This is a genomic window from Micromonospora sp. WMMD812 (assembly GCF_027497215.1).
Lineage (GTDB): Bacteria > Actinomycetota > Actinomycetes > Mycobacteriales > Micromonosporaceae > Micromonospora.
In genome coordinates this window covers 2,408,210-2,423,746 of the sequence record NZ_CP114904.1, presented here as the reverse complement: position 1 = coordinate 2,423,746, position 15,537 = coordinate 2,408,210, and the positions used below count along the sequence as shown (strand labels likewise).

16 protein-coding genes are annotated in these 15,537 nt (G+C 72.5%); 9 read left to right on the top strand and 7 right to left on the bottom strand.

The genetic code is table 11. From position 1 onward, the window contains the following. The first annotated feature begins 59 nt into the window (after positions 1-59). Positions 60-1,004, top strand: a complete 945-nt coding sequence (locus O7603_RS11000; protein WP_281575598.1) for an iron-siderophore ABC transporter substrate-binding protein — start codon at positions 60-62, stop codon at positions 1,002-1,004. A gap of 392 nt (positions 1,005-1,396) precedes the next feature. Here O7603_RS11000 and O7603_RS10995 read toward each other — a convergent pair whose 3' ends face one another. From O7603_RS10995 to trmB, 3 genes are all read right to left on the bottom strand, one after another. Continuing rightward, a complete protein-coding gene (locus O7603_RS10995) occupies positions 1,397-2,044 on the bottom strand; it encodes a hypothetical protein (protein WP_281575597.1) in 648 nt (215 codons plus the stop codon). Positions 2,045-2,163: 119 nt separating this feature from the next. Beyond that, complete coding sequence (locus O7603_RS10990; protein ID WP_281575596.1) at positions 2,164-4,668, bottom strand: DEAD/DEAH box helicase; 2,505 nt, start codon at positions 4,666-4,668, stop codon at positions 2,164-2,166. Between the two features lie 60 nt (positions 4,669-4,728). Beyond that, positions 4,729-5,358 (bottom strand): tRNA (guanosine(46)-N7)-methyltransferase TrmB, encoded by a 630-nt coding sequence (gene trmB / locus O7603_RS10985; RefSeq protein ID WP_281576665.1) that lies wholly within the window; start codon positions 5,356-5,358, stop codon positions 4,729-4,731. A 224-nt stretch (positions 5,359-5,582) separates the two neighbouring features. On the opposite strand from trmB, the gene O7603_RS10980 reads away from it, so the two are divergent. Both O7603_RS10980 and O7603_RS10975 read left to right on the top strand, forming a co-directional pair. Further along, positions 5,583-6,224 (top strand): hypothetical protein, encoded by a 642-nt coding sequence (locus tag O7603_RS10980; protein WP_281575595.1) that lies wholly within the window; start codon positions 5,583-5,585, stop codon positions 6,222-6,224. Positions 6,225-6,232: 8 nt separating this feature from the next. Beyond that, positions 6,233-7,006 (top strand): class F sortase, encoded by a 774-nt coding sequence (locus tag O7603_RS10975; protein ID WP_281575594.1) that lies wholly within the window; start codon positions 6,233-6,235, stop codon positions 7,004-7,006. A gap of 123 nt (positions 7,007-7,129) precedes the next feature. Here O7603_RS10975 and O7603_RS10970 read toward each other — a convergent pair whose 3' ends face one another. The 3 genes from O7603_RS10970 to O7603_RS10960 form a co-directional block, all read right to left on the bottom strand. After that, positions 7,130-7,429 carry an antibiotic biosynthesis monooxygenase gene (locus O7603_RS10970; RefSeq protein ID WP_281575593.1) on the bottom strand — a complete coding sequence of 100 codons (300 nt, stop codon included), beginning with the start codon at positions 7,427-7,429 and terminating at the stop codon, positions 7,130-7,132. A 28-nt stretch (positions 7,430-7,457) separates the two neighbouring features. Then, positions 7,458-8,255, bottom strand: a complete 798-nt coding sequence (locus tag O7603_RS10965; protein WP_281575592.1) for an exodeoxyribonuclease III — start codon at positions 8,253-8,255, stop codon at positions 7,458-7,460. 75 nt (positions 8,256-8,330) lie between these two features. Next, complete coding sequence (locus O7603_RS10960) at positions 8,331-9,251, bottom strand: PAC2 family protein (RefSeq protein WP_281575591.1); 921 nt, start codon at positions 9,249-9,251, stop codon at positions 8,331-8,333. 423 nt (positions 9,252-9,674) lie between these two features. On the opposite strand from O7603_RS10960, the gene O7603_RS10955 reads away from it, so the two are divergent. The 3 genes from O7603_RS10955 to O7603_RS10945 all read left to right on the top strand — a co-directional run bounded on the left by O7603_RS10955 (position 9,675) and on the right by O7603_RS10945 (position 11,607). Further along, positions 9,675-10,556: a peptidase M23 gene (locus tag O7603_RS10955; RefSeq protein WP_281575590.1), complete on the top strand. Its 882-nt coding sequence runs from the start codon at positions 9,675-9,677 to the stop codon at positions 10,554-10,556. A 101-nt stretch (positions 10,557-10,657) separates the two neighbouring features. After that, on the top strand, positions 10,658-10,801 hold the full coding sequence (locus O7603_RS10950) for a hypothetical protein (RefSeq protein WP_281575589.1): 144 nt from the start codon (positions 10,658-10,660) through the stop codon (positions 10,799-10,801). 50 nt (positions 10,802-10,851) lie between these two features. Continuing rightward, complete coding sequence (locus tag O7603_RS10945; protein ID WP_281575588.1) at positions 10,852-11,607, top strand: EcsC family protein; 756 nt, start codon at positions 10,852-10,854, stop codon at positions 11,605-11,607. Positions 11,608-11,756: 149 nt separating this feature from the next. Here the strand turns inward: O7603_RS10945 and O7603_RS10940 are convergent, their stop codons facing one another. Then, positions 11,757-12,608, bottom strand: coding sequence for a GDSL-type esterase/lipase family protein (locus O7603_RS10940; RefSeq protein WP_281575587.1), 852 nt, complete (start codon positions 12,606-12,608; stop codon positions 11,757-11,759). A gap of 264 nt (positions 12,609-12,872) precedes the next feature. Between O7603_RS10940 and O7603_RS10935 the strand changes: the two genes are divergently transcribed. The 3 genes from O7603_RS10935 to O7603_RS10925 all read left to right on the top strand — a co-directional run bounded on the left by O7603_RS10935 (position 12,873) and on the right by O7603_RS10925 (position 15,528). Next, complete coding sequence (locus O7603_RS10935) at positions 12,873-13,742, top strand: LLM class F420-dependent oxidoreductase (RefSeq protein WP_281575586.1); 870 nt, start codon at positions 12,873-12,875, stop codon at positions 13,740-13,742. A gap of 91 nt (positions 13,743-13,833) precedes the next feature. Beyond that, positions 13,834-14,097, top strand: a complete 264-nt coding sequence (locus tag O7603_RS10930) for a DUF6343 family protein (protein ID WP_281575585.1) — start codon at positions 13,834-13,836, stop codon at positions 14,095-14,097. Positions 14,098-14,109: 12 nt separating this feature from the next. Beyond that, positions 14,110-15,528 (top strand): NADP-dependent succinic semialdehyde dehydrogenase, encoded by a 1,419-nt coding sequence (locus O7603_RS10925; protein ID WP_281575584.1) that lies wholly within the window; start codon positions 14,110-14,112, stop codon positions 15,526-15,528. Positions 15,529-15,537: the final 9 nt, after the last annotated feature.

Below are 15,537 nucleotides of genomic sequence, written 5' to 3'. Positions count from 1 at the left end.
GCCGCACCAACCGCCGGCGAGAACGCCTTCGCCGGCTCGTACCCTTCGGAAGGAAACTGATGCGTCGTCTCGTCGCAGTTCTCGCCGCGGCCGCCGCCCTCGGCGTCGGACTCACCGCCTGCGGTGAGAGCGACCCGGTCGCCGGCACCACCGGCGGGGAGACCCGGGAGATCACCCACGCCATGGGCACCACCAACGTCCCGGCTCACCCCCAGCGGGTCGTCGTCCTCGACACCGACAAGATCGACACCGCGCTCTCCCTCGGCGTCACGCCGGTCGGCGCCGCCACCGCCGGCGAGGCGAAGAGCTGGCCGACCTACTTCGGCGCGGACAAGCTCGCCAGCATCAAGGAGGTCGGGGTCCTCGCCGAGCCCGACATCGAGGCGATCAACGCGCTCAAGCCCGACCTGATCCTGGGCAGCAAGTTCCGCCAGGAGAAGTTCTACGACGAGCTGTCCGCCATCGCGCCGACGGTGTTCACCGAGAAGGTGGGCATCACCTGGAAGGAGAACTTCCTGCTCGACGGCAAGGCGCTCGGCAAGGAGCAGGAGGCCAAGGACCTGCTCGCCACGTACGAGACCCGGGCCAAGGAGTTCGGCACGAAGCTGGGCGACGCCGCCAACCGCAAGATCTCCATCGTCCGCTTCCTGCCGGGCGCGATCCGGGTGTACGGCCCCGACTCGTTCTCCGGCATCGTCCTGGGCGACACCGGCCTCGGCCGGCCCGAGCGGCAGCAGCTCGCCAACAAGGAGGACAAGCGCTTCGACGTGGTCAGCCCGGAGCGGGTCAACGAGGTGGACGGCGACGTCATCTTCGTGACCGCCTACGGCGAGAAGGCCGCCGCGGAGCAGACCAAGGTCACCGGCGGCACGCTCTGGAAGGGCCTCTCCGCCGTCAAGGCGAACAAGTCGTACGTGGTCTCGGACGAGGTCTGGATGACCGGCATCGGCGTCGGCGCCGCCAACAAGATCCTCGACGACCTCCAGAAGTACCTGGCCGCCTGACCCACCCGCACGCCCTACGCAACACCGTCAAGATCCGCGCAACTTCACCGAAGATGCTGCCTGCTGCGATGACGAGGCAGCACTTCCCCTGAAGTTGCGCGGATCTTGACGTACTCAGCCGCGATCATCGGGTGCGCCGGTTCAGTGCACGTCGCAGCTCGGCCACGACGCCGTCGAAGTCCTCCCTGAGGCGCTTTGCGGTCACGTGCACCACGATCCAGTCCACGACTCTCGTGCCCACGCGCTGACCCTGTGGATAACCACTGCGCCTCGCACAACGGCAAGATCCGCGCAACATCCGGGAAGATGTCGCTTCCAGAGCGGCGGAGGCAGCAACTACCCGGATATTGCGCGGATCTTGAGCATCGGCGCGGAGGTGAAGGCGGGGCGGGTCAGGCGGCGGTGGTCCAGAGGGCGCGGAAGGCGGCCGCTTCGCCGGCGAGCCAGCGCTCGACCTGCTCGGGCTTGACGCCGTCGGGCGTGCGGTGCGCCTGGCCGCGCCGGACGTCGACCAGCACCGGCTCGGCGTGCGGGAGCACCGCGTCCATGTGTCGGGCCATCAGGTGCAGCGTCGCGAGCACCGCCTCCTCGCTCGGCGGGGTCTCGTCGAAGTGCAGCCGGACCGCCTCGACGCGCCCGTCGGCGTGGCGTACGCCGAAGTGGGGGTTGATCTTGACGGGCAGGTCGCCGAGCATCGCGAGGGCGTCGCGCGTCTGGGCCAGGTCGATCGAGGTCGGCTCGCCGAGGGACTGCAGCCAGGCGGTCGCCCCCGGCACGAGCGCCTGGTAGAGCGGGCGCCAGCGCGGCTTGACCTGGTCGGCCACCTGGTCGAGGTGGGTGCCGCCGGTGTGGAAGGCGATGTCGGCCTTGAGCGCCTTGACGAACTGGCCGTGCGGGTTGAAGCCGTGCCGGCTCGCCCGCTGCTTGCGCAGGCCCCCGACGAAAGTCGCCTTGGTCGGCCCGGTGCGGTCCACGTAGCGGGTGAACCCGAGGAGGGTGGCGTAGGGGGTGAGGGGTGCGGTGGAGGTGGGCGCAGTCACGAGCATCCTCCCAGGTCAACAACTCGATTAGTACATACATTCTAATCGACGAGGCTGACATCGCCCAGGGAACGAAAGGGGCCGCCCGGGCATCCCGGACGGCCCCTTTCACAGAACTGTCAGAGCTGCCCGACAGACGTGATCCGGACGACTGCGGCGCCCGCGTCATCCGAGGCGGCCAGGTCGACCTCGGCGCTGATGCCCCAGTCGTGGTCGCCCTCGGGGTCGTCCAGGATCTGCCGGACCGTCCACCGCTCGCGACCCTGTTCGATCATGAGCAGCGCCGGCCCGCGCGCGTCCGGCCCCACGCCGATCGAGTCGTACGACTCGAAGTAGGGCTCCAGCGCGTCGGCCCAGGCGTCGGCGTCCCAACCGTCCCCGGCGTCGAGTTCGCCGAGCAGGTCCCAGCGGCGCAGCGCGGCCAGCTCCACCCGCCGGAACAGCGCGTTGCGGACCAGCACCCGGAACGCCCGGGCGTTGCGGGTGACCGCCGGCGGCCGGTCGTCCAGGGACGAGGCGACCTCCGCGACGTCGGACGGGTTGCGCAGCCGTTCCCACTCGTCGATCAGGCTGGAGTCCACCTGCCGGACCAGCTCGCCCAGCCACTCGATGAGGTCGACCAGCTCCTCGGTCTTGGCGTCCTCGGGGACGGTCTGCCGCAGCGTCTTGTACGCGTCCGCGAGGTAGCGCAGCACCAGGCCCTCGGAGCGGGACAGCCCGTAGAACTGCACGTACTCGGTGAAGGTCATCGCCCGCTCGTACATGTCCCGGACGACGGACTTGGGGGCGAGCTGGTGGTCGGCCACCCACGGGTGCCCCTGCCGGTACATCTCGTACGCGGCCTCCAGCAGCTCAGCGAGGGGCTTGGGCCAGGTCACCTCGTCGAGCAGCTCCAGGCGGGCCTCGTACTCGATGCCCTCGGCCTTCATCGCGGCGACCGCCTCGCCGCGGGCCTTGAACTGCTGGGCGGACAGCACCTGACGCGGGTTGTCGAGGATCGACTCGATCACCGAGAGCACGTCGAGGGCGTACGACGGGGACTCCCGGTCGAGCAGCTCGATGGCGGCCAGGGCCAGCGGCGACAGCGGCTGGTTGAGGGCGAAGTCCAGCTGGAGGTCGACGGTGAGCCGGACCCGCCGGCCGGTCTCGTCCGGCTCGGGCAGCTCCTCGACCACGCCGCCGGCGCGCAGCGCCCGGTAGATGGCGATGGCCCGCCGGATGTGCCGGCGCTGGGCGGCCCGGTCCTCGTGGTTGTCGGTGAGCAGGTGCCGCATGGCGCCGAACGCGTCCCCGGGCCGACCGATGACGTTGAGCAGCATCGAGTGGCTGACCTGGAAGCTGGAGGTGAGCGGCTCCGGCTCGGCCTCGACCAGCCGGTCGAAGGTGGGCTGGCCCCAGCCGATCGAGCCCTCCGGCGGCTTCTTGCGGACCACCTTGCGCCGCTTCTTCGGGTCGTCGCCCGCCTTCGCGAGGGCCTTCTCGTTCTCGATCACGTGCTCCGGCGCCTGCACCACCACCCGGCCGATGGTGTCGAAGCCGGCCCGGCCGGCGCGCCCGGCGATCTGGTGGAACTCCCGGGCCTTGAGCAGCCGGGTGCGGGTCCCGTCGTACTTCGACAGGCCGGTGAAGAGCACCGTGCGGATCGGCACGTTGATGCCGACGCCGAGGGTGTCGGTGCCGCAGATGACCTTGAGCAGACCGGCCTGGGCGAGGGTCTCCACCAGCCGGCGGTACTTGGGCAGCATGCCCGCGTGGTGCACGCCGATGCCGTGCCGGACCAGCCGGGACAGCGTCTTGCCGAAGCCGGAGGTGAACCGGAAGTTCCCGATCGCCTGCGCGATCATGTCCTTCTCGGCCCGGGTGCAGACGTTGACGCTCATCAGCGCCTGCGCCCGCTCCAGCGCGGCGGCCTGGGTGAAGTGCACGACGTACACCGGGGCCTGCTTGGTCTCCAGCAACTCCTCGAGCGTCTCGTGCAACGGCGTCCTCGCGTACGAGAAGAGCAGCGGGACCGGCCGCTCGGCCGAGCGGACGACGGCGGTCGGCCGGCCGGTGCGCCGGGTCAGGTCATCGACGAACCGGGTCGTGTCGCCGAGCGTGGCAGACATCAGGATGAACTGCGCCTGGGGCAGCTCGATGAGCGGCACCTGCCAGGCCCAGCCCCGGTCCGGCTCGGCGTAGAAGTGGAACTCGTCCATGACCACCTGGCCGACGTCGGCCCGCGCCCCCTCCCGCAGCGCCAGGTTGGCGAGGATCTCGGCGGTGCAGCAGATGATCGGGGCGTCCGCGTTGACGCTGGCGTCGCCGGTGAGCATGCCGACGTTCTCGGCGCCGAAGACCTCGCAGAGCGCGAAGAACTTCTCCGAGACGAGGGCCTTGATCGGCGCGGTGTAGAAGGTGGTCCGGTCGTCGGCCAGGGCCGCGAAGTGCGCCGCGATCGCGACCAGGCTCTTGCCGGAGCCGGTCGGCGTGTTCATGATCACGTTGGCGCCGGAGACGATCTCGATGACCGCCTCCTCCTGGTGGGGGTAGAGGTCGAGGCCGCGCTCCTTCGCCCAGCTGGCGAACGCGTCGTAGAGGGTGTCGGGGTCGGCGGTTGCGGGCAGCGCGGCGGTGAGCGTCATAGCCCGTCAATGGTGCCTGGATCATGGCGCCGTGCGCCAGCCGGGGGAGGGGCGGGCACCCTACCGGCGCTGATAGATCAGATCCGCGACCGGGCGGCCGGCATGCAGGGCCCGGCGCTCGAACTTGGTCACCGGCCGGTGTGCCGGGCGCGGGGCGTAGCCGTCGTGGGCGCTGACCAGCTCCGGGTCGGCGTCGAGGGTCTCCCGCATCGCCTCGGCGTACTCGGCCCAGTCGGTGGCGCAGTGCAGGGTGCCGCCGGGCGCCAGCCGGTCGCGCAGCAGGGCCACGTGGGCCGGCTGGATCAGCCGCCGCTTGTGGTGGCGGGCCTTGGGCCACGGGTCCGGGAAGAAGACGTGCACCGCGTCGAGCGACCCTTCCGGTAGGCGACGGACCAGCTCCAGGGCGTCGCCCCGGGCCACCCGGACGTTGCGCAGGTCACGGCGTTCTACCAGGTCGAGCAGGTTGGCGATTCCCGGCGTGTGCACTTCGACCGCCAGATAATCTCGATCCGGGTCGGCCGCGGCCATCGCGGCGGTGGTGTCGCCCATGCCCGAGCCGATCTCCAGCACCACCGGGGCGGGCCGGCCGAACAGGCCGGCCGGGTCGATCGGCTCGCCGGGCCCGTCCGGCACGTCGAGGCCGTACGCCGGAAACAGCCGGCCCAGCGCGTCGGTCTGCCGGCCGGTCATCCGCCCGCGTCGTGGGTGGAAGGTGCGGATCGTCCGGGCCGGGGGGCGTGGCGCGGCGTGGGCGTCGTGGTCGGTGAAGGTCACAGCGATCCGAGCGTACGCGACCATCCTGTCGGATCGGATGTGATGTACGACCGGGGATGAGAGGATCCATCTCGTACGGCAGACCGGGCGGTCCGCTGCCCGGCACGGCGGAAACGGCGTCGGGAGGGGGCATTGTGGCAATGACCCGCGCTGGCTTCACGCTGTCGGCCGTCATCGCCGGCGTGCTGCTCGCCGCCGCCCCCGCGCTCGACGAGGCGTCGACCGACTGGACGGCCCGCCAACCCGCCGCCGAGTCACCGGCCCTCGCCGGGGAGACGGAGTTCGCTGCCGAGCCGGCGAGCGGGACGGCGCTGGCGGGCGCGCCGGCGCCGGAGCCGGCGAGCAGCGTGGGCGGCCAGCCCGGCCCAGTCGTGGACGTCTTCGTCGAGGTCAGCCCGAGCACCGTGGAGCCGGGCTTCCTGGTGGGCCTCAAGGCCAGCTGCCGGGACAACTCGATCCCCGCCACCGTGGTGTCCGACGCGTTCGGGCGGGTGCAGGTGCAGCCGCAGCGTGGGCTGCTGACCGCGACGCCGATGGTGCGTGAGCGCACCCGCCCCGGCAACTACCGGGTCAAGCTGGAGTGCCGCGACGGCGAGACCGCCTCGACGATGCTCCAGGTGGTGAAGGCGGTGAAGCCCAGTCGAGGCCCGGCCACCGGGTTCGGCGGCAGCGCCGGCGGGTTCACCGGCGGGCTCCTGGTGCCCGGCGGGATCGCGCTGACCATCGCCGGCCTGGTCGTCGCCATCGTCGCGCTGCGCCGGCCCCGGACCGTCCGCCGCTGAGCCCGCCGATGCCCGCCCCGCGCCCCGCCGCCCGCCCCGCCGCCCACACGGCGGCGGCCCGCTCGGCCGTCGCCCGGCGGGTCTCCATCGACCACATGGTCACCTCCCAGCCGGCGCCGCCGGTCCGCCCCGCCGCCGGTCGACCGGCCGCCAACCGCCAGCGGCGGCCGGGGCGCTCGCCCTGGACGGTGCCGCTAGCCGTGCTGCTGGTGCTGGCCGGCGTCTTCGCCACCGGTGCCGGCCTGGGCCGTACGGTCGGGCCGCTGGACTGGGCGGCTGGCGGCGACCGGCCGCCGAGCAGCGACAGCGGCGCCGTGCGGGCCAGCCGGCCGGTGAGCCTCGCGGTGCCGACGATCGGCGTGGCCGCGCCGGTCGCGCCGGTGGGCCAGGCCCGGGACGGCTCGATCGCCGTGCCGCCGCTGGAGCGGCACAACGAGACCGGCTGGTACGACCGGGGTCCCGTCCCCGGCGAGCCGGGGCCCGCGGTGATCGTGGGCCACGTCGACACCAAGAGCGGCCCGTCGGTCTTCTACGACCTGGGCAAGCTGAAGCCGGGCGACACGATCGAGGTGACCCGGGCCGACAAGTCGGTGGTGACGTTCCGGGTCGACTCGGTGGAGCACTTCCCGAAGGACCAGTTCCCGGCCGACCGGATCTACGGCCACGAGGGGCCGCCGGGGCTACGGCTCATCACCTGCGGTGGCAATTTCGTCGGCGGCGGCACCGGCTACCTCGACAACGTCATCGCCTTCGCCTCGCTGACCACCACCCGCACCCCCTGACCCCGCCGCCCCGGCCCCTGCCCACGGGACTGCAGCGTTGATCATGCGGTTTGCGGCGGATCCGGAGATCGAGAATGCCGCAGACCTCATGATCAACGCGGTGAGGGAGGGTGGCTGAGGCGGTCAGGGGACCTGTTGGACCACCTCGAACTCGAGCAGGGTGGCGCCGGAGGCGACGGGGCGCTGCTGCTGACCGGCGTGCGCGGCCCGGGACGGGCCGGCGGCCCACGCCTGGTAGGCCTCCTCCGTCTCCCACTTCGTGTACACGAAGTAGCGGTTCTCCCCGGCCACCGGGCGGAGCAGCTCGAACCCGAGGAAGCCGGGCGAGTTCTCCACCGCGCCGGCCCGGGCCGCGAACCGCTTCTCCAGCTCCTCGCCGGCGCCGGGCGGGACGTCGATCGCGTTGATCTTCACGACTGCCATGACCCCACCCTAACCAGCGGCGGCCGGCTCAGAACGTCTCCACGGCCGGGACCAGGCCAGCGTCGACCACGATCGGTGCGTGGTCGGACGGGCCCTTGCCCTTACGCGCCTCGCGGTCCACGTACGCCGAGCTGACCACGCGGAGGAACGCCGCGGAGGCGTAGACCAGGTCGATCCGCATGCCCTTGTTCTGGTGGAACATCCCGGCCCGGTAGTCCCAGTACGTGAACGGGTGCGGCCCCTTCATCGGAGTGGGCACCACGTCGCTGAGCCCCAGGTCGCGCAGCGCGCCCAGCGCGGCCCGCTCGGCCGGCGTGACGTGGGTGGAGTGGGTGAAGACCTTCGGGTCCCACACGTCCGCGTCGGTCGGGGCGACGTTGAAGTCACCGCAGACCACCAGCGGCAACCCGCCGGTCAGCTCCTCCTCCAGCGCGTCGCGCAACGCGGCCAGCCAGGCCAGCTTGTACGCGTAGTGCGGGTCGTCCGGCGTCCGGCCGTTCGGCACGTACACCGACCACACCCGGAGCCCGCCACAGGTGGCCGAGATGGCCCGTGCCTCGGGCTGGGGAAAGCCCGGCTCGCCGGGGAACCCGACGGTCACGTCGGTCAGGCCGACCCGGGACAGCAGCGCCACCCCGTTCCACCGGCCGTCGCTGTGGCTGGCCACCGTGTAGCCCAGCTCGCCCACCTTGGCCACCGGGAAGGCGCCGTCCGGGCACTTGGTCTCCTGCAGGCAGACCACGTCCGGCGCGGTGCCCGCGAGCCAGTCGAGCAGCCGCGGGAGCCGGGCCTTCACCGAGTTCACGTTCCAGGTCGCCAGGCGCATGTCCCCAGCCTGCCGCATCGGCGGCCCGCACGCCGGGTCCGGCCCCGGGATGTCGCGCCCGTGCCGGACCCCGAGTCAGCTCCCGGGGGAGTCGTTGGGGCGGGTCTGCTCGGCCAGGAACCGCTCCAGCTCAGCGCCCAGCTCGTCGGCGGTGGGCAGTGGCCCGGACTCCGGCGCGAGCAGGTTCCGCTCGCCCCGCCCGCGGGCGAACGCGTCGTACTGCTCCTCGAGCGCCTGGACCAGCGCGGCGGCGTCCTCGGTCTGGGCGACCTGGCGGTCGATCTCGACCCGGACCACCTCGGCCGCCGAGCGCAGCCCGTCGCGGGGGAGCAGCAGCCCGGTGCTGCGGGACACCGAGGCGAGCAGCACCTCGGCCGCGGCCGGGTACTCGGTCTGGGCCACGTAGTGCGGCACGTGGGCGGCGAAGCCGAGCGCGTCGCGGTTCTGCTCGCCGAGCCGGTACTCGAGCAGGTGCCCGACGCCGGCGGGGACCTGGACCCGCTGCAGCCACGGCTCGTAGCCGGCGATCAGCTCGCGCCGGGTGGCGTGCGCGGTCACCCCGGTCGGCCGGGTGTGCGGCACCGCCATCGGAATGGAGTTGAGCCCGACGGTGAGCCGGACGTCCAGCCGGGCGGCGAGACCGGCGACCGCGGCCACGAAACGCTCCCACTGAAGATCCGGCTCGGGGCCGGTGAGCAGCAGGAACGGCGTCTCGTCGTCGTCGTGGAGCAGGTGCAGCTCGAGCTTGGGGGCGTCGTACGACTCCCAGTGGTCCTCGACGAAGGTCATCGCGGGACGACGGGAGCGGTAGTCGAAGAGCTGGTCGACGTCGAAGGTCGCGATCGGGCGGGTCTCCAGCGAGGTGAGCAGTTGCTCGCGGGCCAACCGGCTGGCGTTGCCCGCGTCGACGAAGCCGGTGAGGGCCTGGATCAGGACCGGCTGGCCGAGGTCGGGCAGATCGTCGGTGAGCTCATAGAGCTCGTGTGGGTCGAGCACCGGTGCGGACCTCCCTGGAATGTGCCTGCGGGACGCCGTCGCGTGGCGCGGCGCCCGGTTCCGGCAACGTACCCGCCATGCCGGCGCATTCCTTGTCCGGGCGGCCGGTTCCCGCGTGCCGGATCAGGATCGGGCGAATCGCCCCATTCCGTCGGTCGGTCAGGGCGACGATGGCCGTTCGGCTGATGGGGGAATGGGTCGCAAGGGCCAGTTTGACGATCACGATATGAACCCTGGTTGAACGACCGGTTTCGGGAGCGTTCGCACCGGTATCGGGGGATCGAGTGGTTTCGCTGGTTCGCGAGGTCTGTCCGCTGGGCGTGGCGCAGCGCACCCGCTGTCCGGGGGACCACCCCGATTCTGTGGCGAGGACCACGAGATCACCGAGGGTAATTGGCGGGCGGGCCTGCCTAGCCTCGGCTGATGCGTGACGACGGCACCCTCGACGACCCGAACGCCCCCGACGACCCCTCCGGCCGTACGGCTGACCAGACATCACCCGAACGGTCGATCCGGCCGAACCGGCTCCGCGCCGCCCGGGAGCTGGTCGCCGCACCGGGGCGGGCCCGGATGGCGCTCGCCGCCGGCGTGGTCTGCTGCCTGGGCCTGGCGACGTTCGCCCAGGCGAGCGACGAGACCGCGGGCGTGGTGTCCCGGGTCGATCCCCTCGCGGCCCGCTCCGAGCTGGCGCAGCGCGCGCAGCAGGGCGGCGCCACCCGGGATCTGGACCGGACACCGGCCGCCCAGGTCGCCACCCCGACCGCGACCCCGTCGGCCGCGCCGACCGGTGCCGCCGCCGACCCGGACACCGAGCCGGACACGAAGCGTGACCGGCGCCCGGAGCGCAGGCAGGTGGACCCGGCTCCGGTGGCCGGACTGACCAGGGTGCAGATGAAGAACGCGGAGGCGATCGTGCGTACCGGCCGCGAGATGGGCGTGCCGCGCCGGGGGCTGGTGATCGCGGTGGCCACCGCGATGCAGGAGAGCACCCTGCTCAACTACGCGAGCGGCGTGCTGCCCGAGTCGCAGAACTACCCGCACCAGGCCATCGGCTGGGACCATGACTCCGTCGGGCTGTTCCAGCAGCGGCCCAGCAGTGGCTGGGGCAGCGTGCGGGACCTGATGGAGCCGGAGTTCGCCACCCGGCAGTTCCTCACGGCCCTGGAGCAGATCCCCGGCTGGCAGCAGATGCCGCTGACCGACGCCGCCCAGGCGGTGCAGGTGTCGGCGTTCGGGTGGGCGTACGCCCAGCACGAGTGGGCGGCCACCGAGGTCGTCGACGCCATCGCGCCGACCGGGAGGTAGTCTTCCGGCCACAGTGGACGGTTGCGGCTGGGTCATCCCGGGTACATCCGTTGTCGGTTCCAGGTACACATGAGTGAGGGATCACCGACAGGAGGACCGAGATGTCACTGATGCAACGGCTCAGCACGTTCCTGCGCTCACCGAAGGGACAGCAACTCGTCGAGCGCGGCCGTCGCGAGCTCGCCAAGCCCGCCACCCAGCAGAAGCTGCGAGGGCTCGCCACGCGGCTGTCGAAGCGCCGCTGACCGCCCTCCGGACCGTCGTACCCGCCTGCGCCGACCCCTCGGGAGTACCTGTGACCGATTCCGTGCCCACCGACGGCCAGCCGCCCGCCCCCGCGCCGCAGCCACCGGCGGTGGCCGCGGCCGCACCCCAGGACGCGCCGGAGGCCCCGCCGGCGACGCTCTGGGACCGGATGCGTGACGATCCCCAGTACGCCCCGGAGCATCTCGCCCTGGAGGCGGTGCGCCGGCTCGGGCCCGAGGCGGCGCAGTGGGCCCGCCGGGCCCGGGCCGAGCAGCCGGGTGCCTCCTCCGACGCCCTGGCCGAGCAGGTGATCCGCAAGTTCGTGAACCGCGCGCGGCTCTCCGGCGCCGTCTCCGGGGCCGCCGGGCTGCCCGGCGCGGTGATCGACGTGGGCGTGCTGGCGTGGACCCAGGCCCGGATGGTGCTGCACATCGCGGCGGCGTACGACGTCGACCCGCTGCACACCGACCGGGCGACCGACCTGCTCGTCCTCCAGCGGGTGCACAAGGTGGCCGAGAGCGCTCGGCTGGCCCTGGGGGTCGCTGCCGGCCGGGAGCGGGCCGGCGCGCTGTTCGGCACGGGTGGGCAGGGCCAGTTGGGCAAGGTGATGCTGCGGCTCGGCGTCCGGCTCGCCCAGATGGCCGGCGTGCGGGCCGCCAAGCGCGTCTTCGCCAAGCTCGTGCCCGGCGCCGCGATCATCCTCGGCACCTGGGCCAACTCCTCGGCCACCAAGGACCTCGCCGAGCGCTCCCGGGCGCTCTACCGCCAGCGCACCACCACCGTCCCCGGCCCGCGCGGCTCCTGACCGCGGGCGGCCCGGCCGGACCGGCCGAGGCGGGCGACCGGGACCCACCCCGGCCCGGCGAGCGGGGTCCACCCCGGCCGGGCGACCGGGACCCACCCCGGCCGGCGGCTAGGGTCCACCCGGCACGACGCCCGGCACGGCCGCGCGGGTCAGTCGGCGAAGCCGGAGGCCCGCCACGTCACCTCGGCGAGCCGGTCCTGCCCGGCCGCGTTCGGGTGGAACCAGTCCAGCGGGTTCACCAGCTCCAGTGTGAACCGGACCCGGTGCACCGCGCCGCCGTCGTGCCGGCACCGCGACCCGTACGCCCGGCACGCGGCGACCAGTTGGGCGTTGTAGGCGGTGATCCGATCGCGGAAGGCGGCGCGCCGGGCCCGGTCCGCGGGCGCGGTCGACGTCGCGTCGGCGAGCAGCGCGGGACAGACGCCGCGCCGCCACGCCCGGACCGCCCGGGAGTCGGCGTGCCCCACCTCCCAGAGCCGGTATAGGTCGGGGACGCTGACCACGAGCACCCGCGCCTTCGGGCGGCCGGCACGGAGGGCGCGCAGCCCCCGGTCGATCCCGGCCCGGAACTCGGCTACCGGCGTCATCGCCTCGATTCCGCCGCGGCAGGCGTCGTTGGCGCCGATGAGCACGGTGACGTGGTCGACGTCGTCGCGTACCGCCGCCCGGGCCTGCTCCTCCAGCCCGGCCGCGCGGGCGCCCGGCCGGGCGTGGTTGTGCGCACGGCCGCGGATCGCCGGGTCACGGTCGCGGAGCCGCCGGTAGAGACTCTCCACCCGCAGCCCGTCGCCGGTGGACCAGGAGTTGCGCTCGCACGAGGTGAGCACCAGGCAGGAGCCGAACCCGGTGGTGATCGAGTCGCCGAGGGCGGCGATGCCCCCGGACCCGCCGGGCTGCGGGGTGCCGCGGGTGGGGCGTGGCTCCCCCTCGCCGCCGCCCTCGCAGGCGAGCGCGACGAGCGCCGCGAGGCAGGCGACGGCGGCGACCCAGCGTCGAGGCATGCTCTCCCCGTCCGGCAGCTCAGAGCGACAGCGCGGTCACTCTATGCGTCCACCGGGCGGCGGTGGGTGGCTGCTGTCGGCTATGCGGCAGAGCGCTGCCATCGCAGCGCGAGTGTGCTATCAGCGCCGACTGTCGGTCGTCCGGGTGACGTGGTGTGGAGGTTTGACTTCGAGCGTCCTCGAAATGGAAAGCTCGGCACGAGGTCGCCGATGTCCGCGCGGCTTGGCACGAGGTGCCGACGTCCGCGCGCCGCGAGGGAGGGTGTGGTTGTGAAACTGGGCCTGCACTACTGGAGCTTCACCACCCCGTCGGAGCCGGAGCTGATCACACCCACGCTGACCCGGGCCGCGCGGATCGCCGACCAGGCCGGGTTCGCCTCCTTCACCGTCATGGACCACTACTTCCAGATGGAGGCCGTGGCACCCGCCGAGGAGCCGATGCTGGAGGCGTACACCACGCTCGGCTACGTCGCCGGCCAGACCGAGCGGATGACGCTCGGCGTGCTGGTCACCGGCGTGATGTACCGGTACCCGGGACTACTGGCGAAGATCGTCACCACCCTGGACGTGCTCTCCAACGGTCGCGCCCGCCTGGGCATCGGCGCCTCCTGGTACGAGCGGGAACAGCGTGGCCTCGGCGTGCCGGTGGTGCCCGTGGGCGAGCGGTTCGAGCGGCTCGAGGAGACGCTGCAGATCTGCCTCCAGATGTGGAGTGAGAACAACGGCCCCTTCGAGGGCCGGCACTACCGGTTGGCCGAGACCCTCTCCGTGCCGGCCCCGATCCGCCGGCCCCGCCCACCAATCATGATCGGCGGCGGCGGCGAGAAGAAGACGCTGCTGCTGGTCGCGCGGTACGCCGACGCGTGCAACCTCTTCGGCACCGACGAGCTGCGTCACAAGCTCGACGTGCTCCGGTCGCACTGCGAGGCCGAGGGGCGTGACTACGACAGCATCGAGAAGACCGTGGTGATGCGGGTGCCGCCGCTGGACGAGCCGGATGCCTTCCTCGCCGCGGCACGGGACTACGCCGCGCTCGGCGTGACCGAGGTCCAGGTGACCCCGGACCGGCACCCGGTCGAGTTCACCGAGCAGGTCGCCGAGCGGCTACTGCCGAAGCTCGCCGACATCGGCTGACCGGGTCGGTGGTCGTCGCGGACCGGGACGAAGTGCCGCCGCCGACCCCTCGTTCCGGTTAACCCCGCCCATCCGGGGGTAGGTCGGGGGAATGACGAGATCGCAGCCCCGGCGTGCCCGTGGCACGGTCGGGCACGCGTACAGCGCGCTGAACCTCCGGCTCGCCCTCGCCAGCTTCGGACTGGTGATCATGGTCATCTTCGCCGTGCTGGCGTTCCTGGCCGACGTGACGTGGCTGGGCGTGGTCTGCACGATCCTCGCGATCGTTGCCGTGGTCGACCTGGTGATCATCCAGCGTCGCCGCGCCGCCCGCCGCCGTGAGGAACCGGGCGTACGGCACTCACTGTTCGAGTGACAGGAGGACGAGATGTCCATCGCCACCACCAACCCCGCCACCGGACAGGTGCTCAAGACGTACGACGTGATGCCCGCCGAGCAGATCGACGCCGGGATCGGGCGGGCCGACCAGGCGTTCCGGCAGCTGCGCGGCACCACGGTCTACCAGCGGGCCGGGTGGATGAACGCGGCGGCCGACCTGCTGGACGCCGAGCGCGACGAGATCGCGCGGATCATGACCACCGAGATGGGCAAGACGTACGCCTCGGCGAAGGCCGAGGTGACCAAGTGCGCCACCGCCGCCCGGTTCTACGCCGCCCACGCCGCCGAGTTCCTCGCCGACGAGCCGGCCGACGCCGCGTCGGTGAAGGCCACGCAGGCGTTCATCCGCTACCAGCCGATCGGGCCGGTGCTCGCGGTGATGCCGTGGAACTTCCCGCTCTGGCAGGTGATGCGGTTCGCCGCGCCGGCGCTGATGGCCGGCAACACCGGCCTGCTCAAGCACGCCTCGAACGTGCCGCAGACGGCCCTGCTGCTGGAGGACCTGTTCCGCCGCGCCGGCTTCCCCGAGGGGGCGTTCACCACCCTCCTGGTCGGCTCGGACGCCGTCGACCAGATCCTCAGTGACCCGCGGGTGCGGGCGGCGACGTTGACCGGCAGCGAGGGGGCCGGCCGGTCGATCGCCCAGATCGCCGGCCGGGAGCTGAAGAAGACCGTGCTGGAGTTGGGCGGCAGCGACCCGTTCGTGGTGATGCCGTCGGCCGACCTGGACCGCGCCGCCGAGGTGGCCACGACCGCGCGCTGCCAGAACAACGGCCAGTCCTGCATCGCGGCGAAGCGGTTCATCGTGCACACCGACGTGTTCGACGCCTTCGCCGAGCGGTTCGCCGCGAACATGGCGGCGCTGCGCGTCGGCGATCCGATGGACGACCGGACCGACGTGGGCCCACTGGCCACCGCACGCGGGCGCGACGAGGTGACGGCCCAGGTCCGCGACGCGATCGACAACGGCGCCACGGTGCTCGTCGGCGGCGAGCAGCCGGACCGGGACGGCTGGTGGTACCCGCCGACCGTGGTCACCGACCTCAGGCCGGAGATGCGGATGTGGCACGAGGAGGTCTTCGGCCCGGTCGCCGGCCTCTTCCGGGTGTCGTCCTACGACGAGGCGATCGAGGTGGCCAACGGCACCAGCTACGGCCTCGGCTCGAACGCCTGGACGCAGGACCCGGACGAGCAGCGGCGGTTCGCCGCCGACCTGGACGCCGGCAACGTCTTCGTCAACGGCATGACCACGTCCTTCCCCGAGCTGCCGTTCGGCGGCGTGAAGAACTCGGGCTACGGCCGCGAGCTGTCGGCGCTGGGCATGCGGGAGTTCTGCAACACCAAGACCGTCTGGGTCGGCGGCGAGGGCGCCGGCCCGATCGGCCCGGCCGGATCGCACGCCGAGTGACGGAGCTTT

Coding starts and splice junctions, on each gene's coding strand:
- O7603_RS11000 (WP_281575598.1), top strand. CDS start 60: ATGCGTCGTCTCGTCGCAGTTCTCGCCGCGGCCGCCGCCCTCGGCGTC.
- O7603_RS10990 (WP_281575596.1), bottom strand. CDS start 4,668: ATGACGCTCACCGCCGCGCTGCCCGCAACCGCCGACCCCGACACCCTC.
- trmB (WP_281576665.1), bottom strand. CDS start 5,358: ATGACCGGCCGGCAGACCGACGCGCTGGGCCGGCTGTTTCCGGCGTAC.
- O7603_RS10980 (WP_281575595.1), top strand. CDS start 5,583: ATGACCCGCGCTGGCTTCACGCTGTCGGCCGTCATCGCCGGCGTGCTG.
- O7603_RS10975 (WP_281575594.1), top strand. CDS start 6,233: ATGCCCGCCCCGCGCCCCGCCGCCCGCCCCGCCGCCCACACGGCGGCG.
- O7603_RS10970 (WP_281575593.1), bottom strand. CDS start 7,429: ATGGCAGTCGTGAAGATCAACGCGATCGACGTCCCGCCCGGCGCCGGC.
- O7603_RS10965 (WP_281575592.1), bottom strand. CDS start 8,255: ATGCGCCTGGCGACCTGGAACGTGAACTCGGTGAAGGCCCGGCTCCCG.
- O7603_RS10955 (WP_281575590.1), top strand. CDS start 9,675: ATGCGTGACGACGGCACCCTCGACGACCCGAACGCCCCCGACGACCCC.
- O7603_RS10950 (WP_281575589.1), top strand. CDS start 10,658: ATGTCACTGATGCAACGGCTCAGCACGTTCCTGCGCTCACCGAAGGGA.
- O7603_RS10940 (WP_281575587.1), bottom strand. CDS start 12,608: ATGCCTCGACGCTGGGTCGCCGCCGTCGCCTGCCTCGCGGCGCTCGTC.
- O7603_RS10930 (WP_281575585.1), top strand. CDS start 13,834: ATGACGAGATCGCAGCCCCGGCGTGCCCGTGGCACGGTCGGGCACGCG.
- O7603_RS10925 (WP_281575584.1), top strand. CDS start 14,110: ATGTCCATCGCCACCACCAACCCCGCCACCGGACAGGTGCTCAAGACG.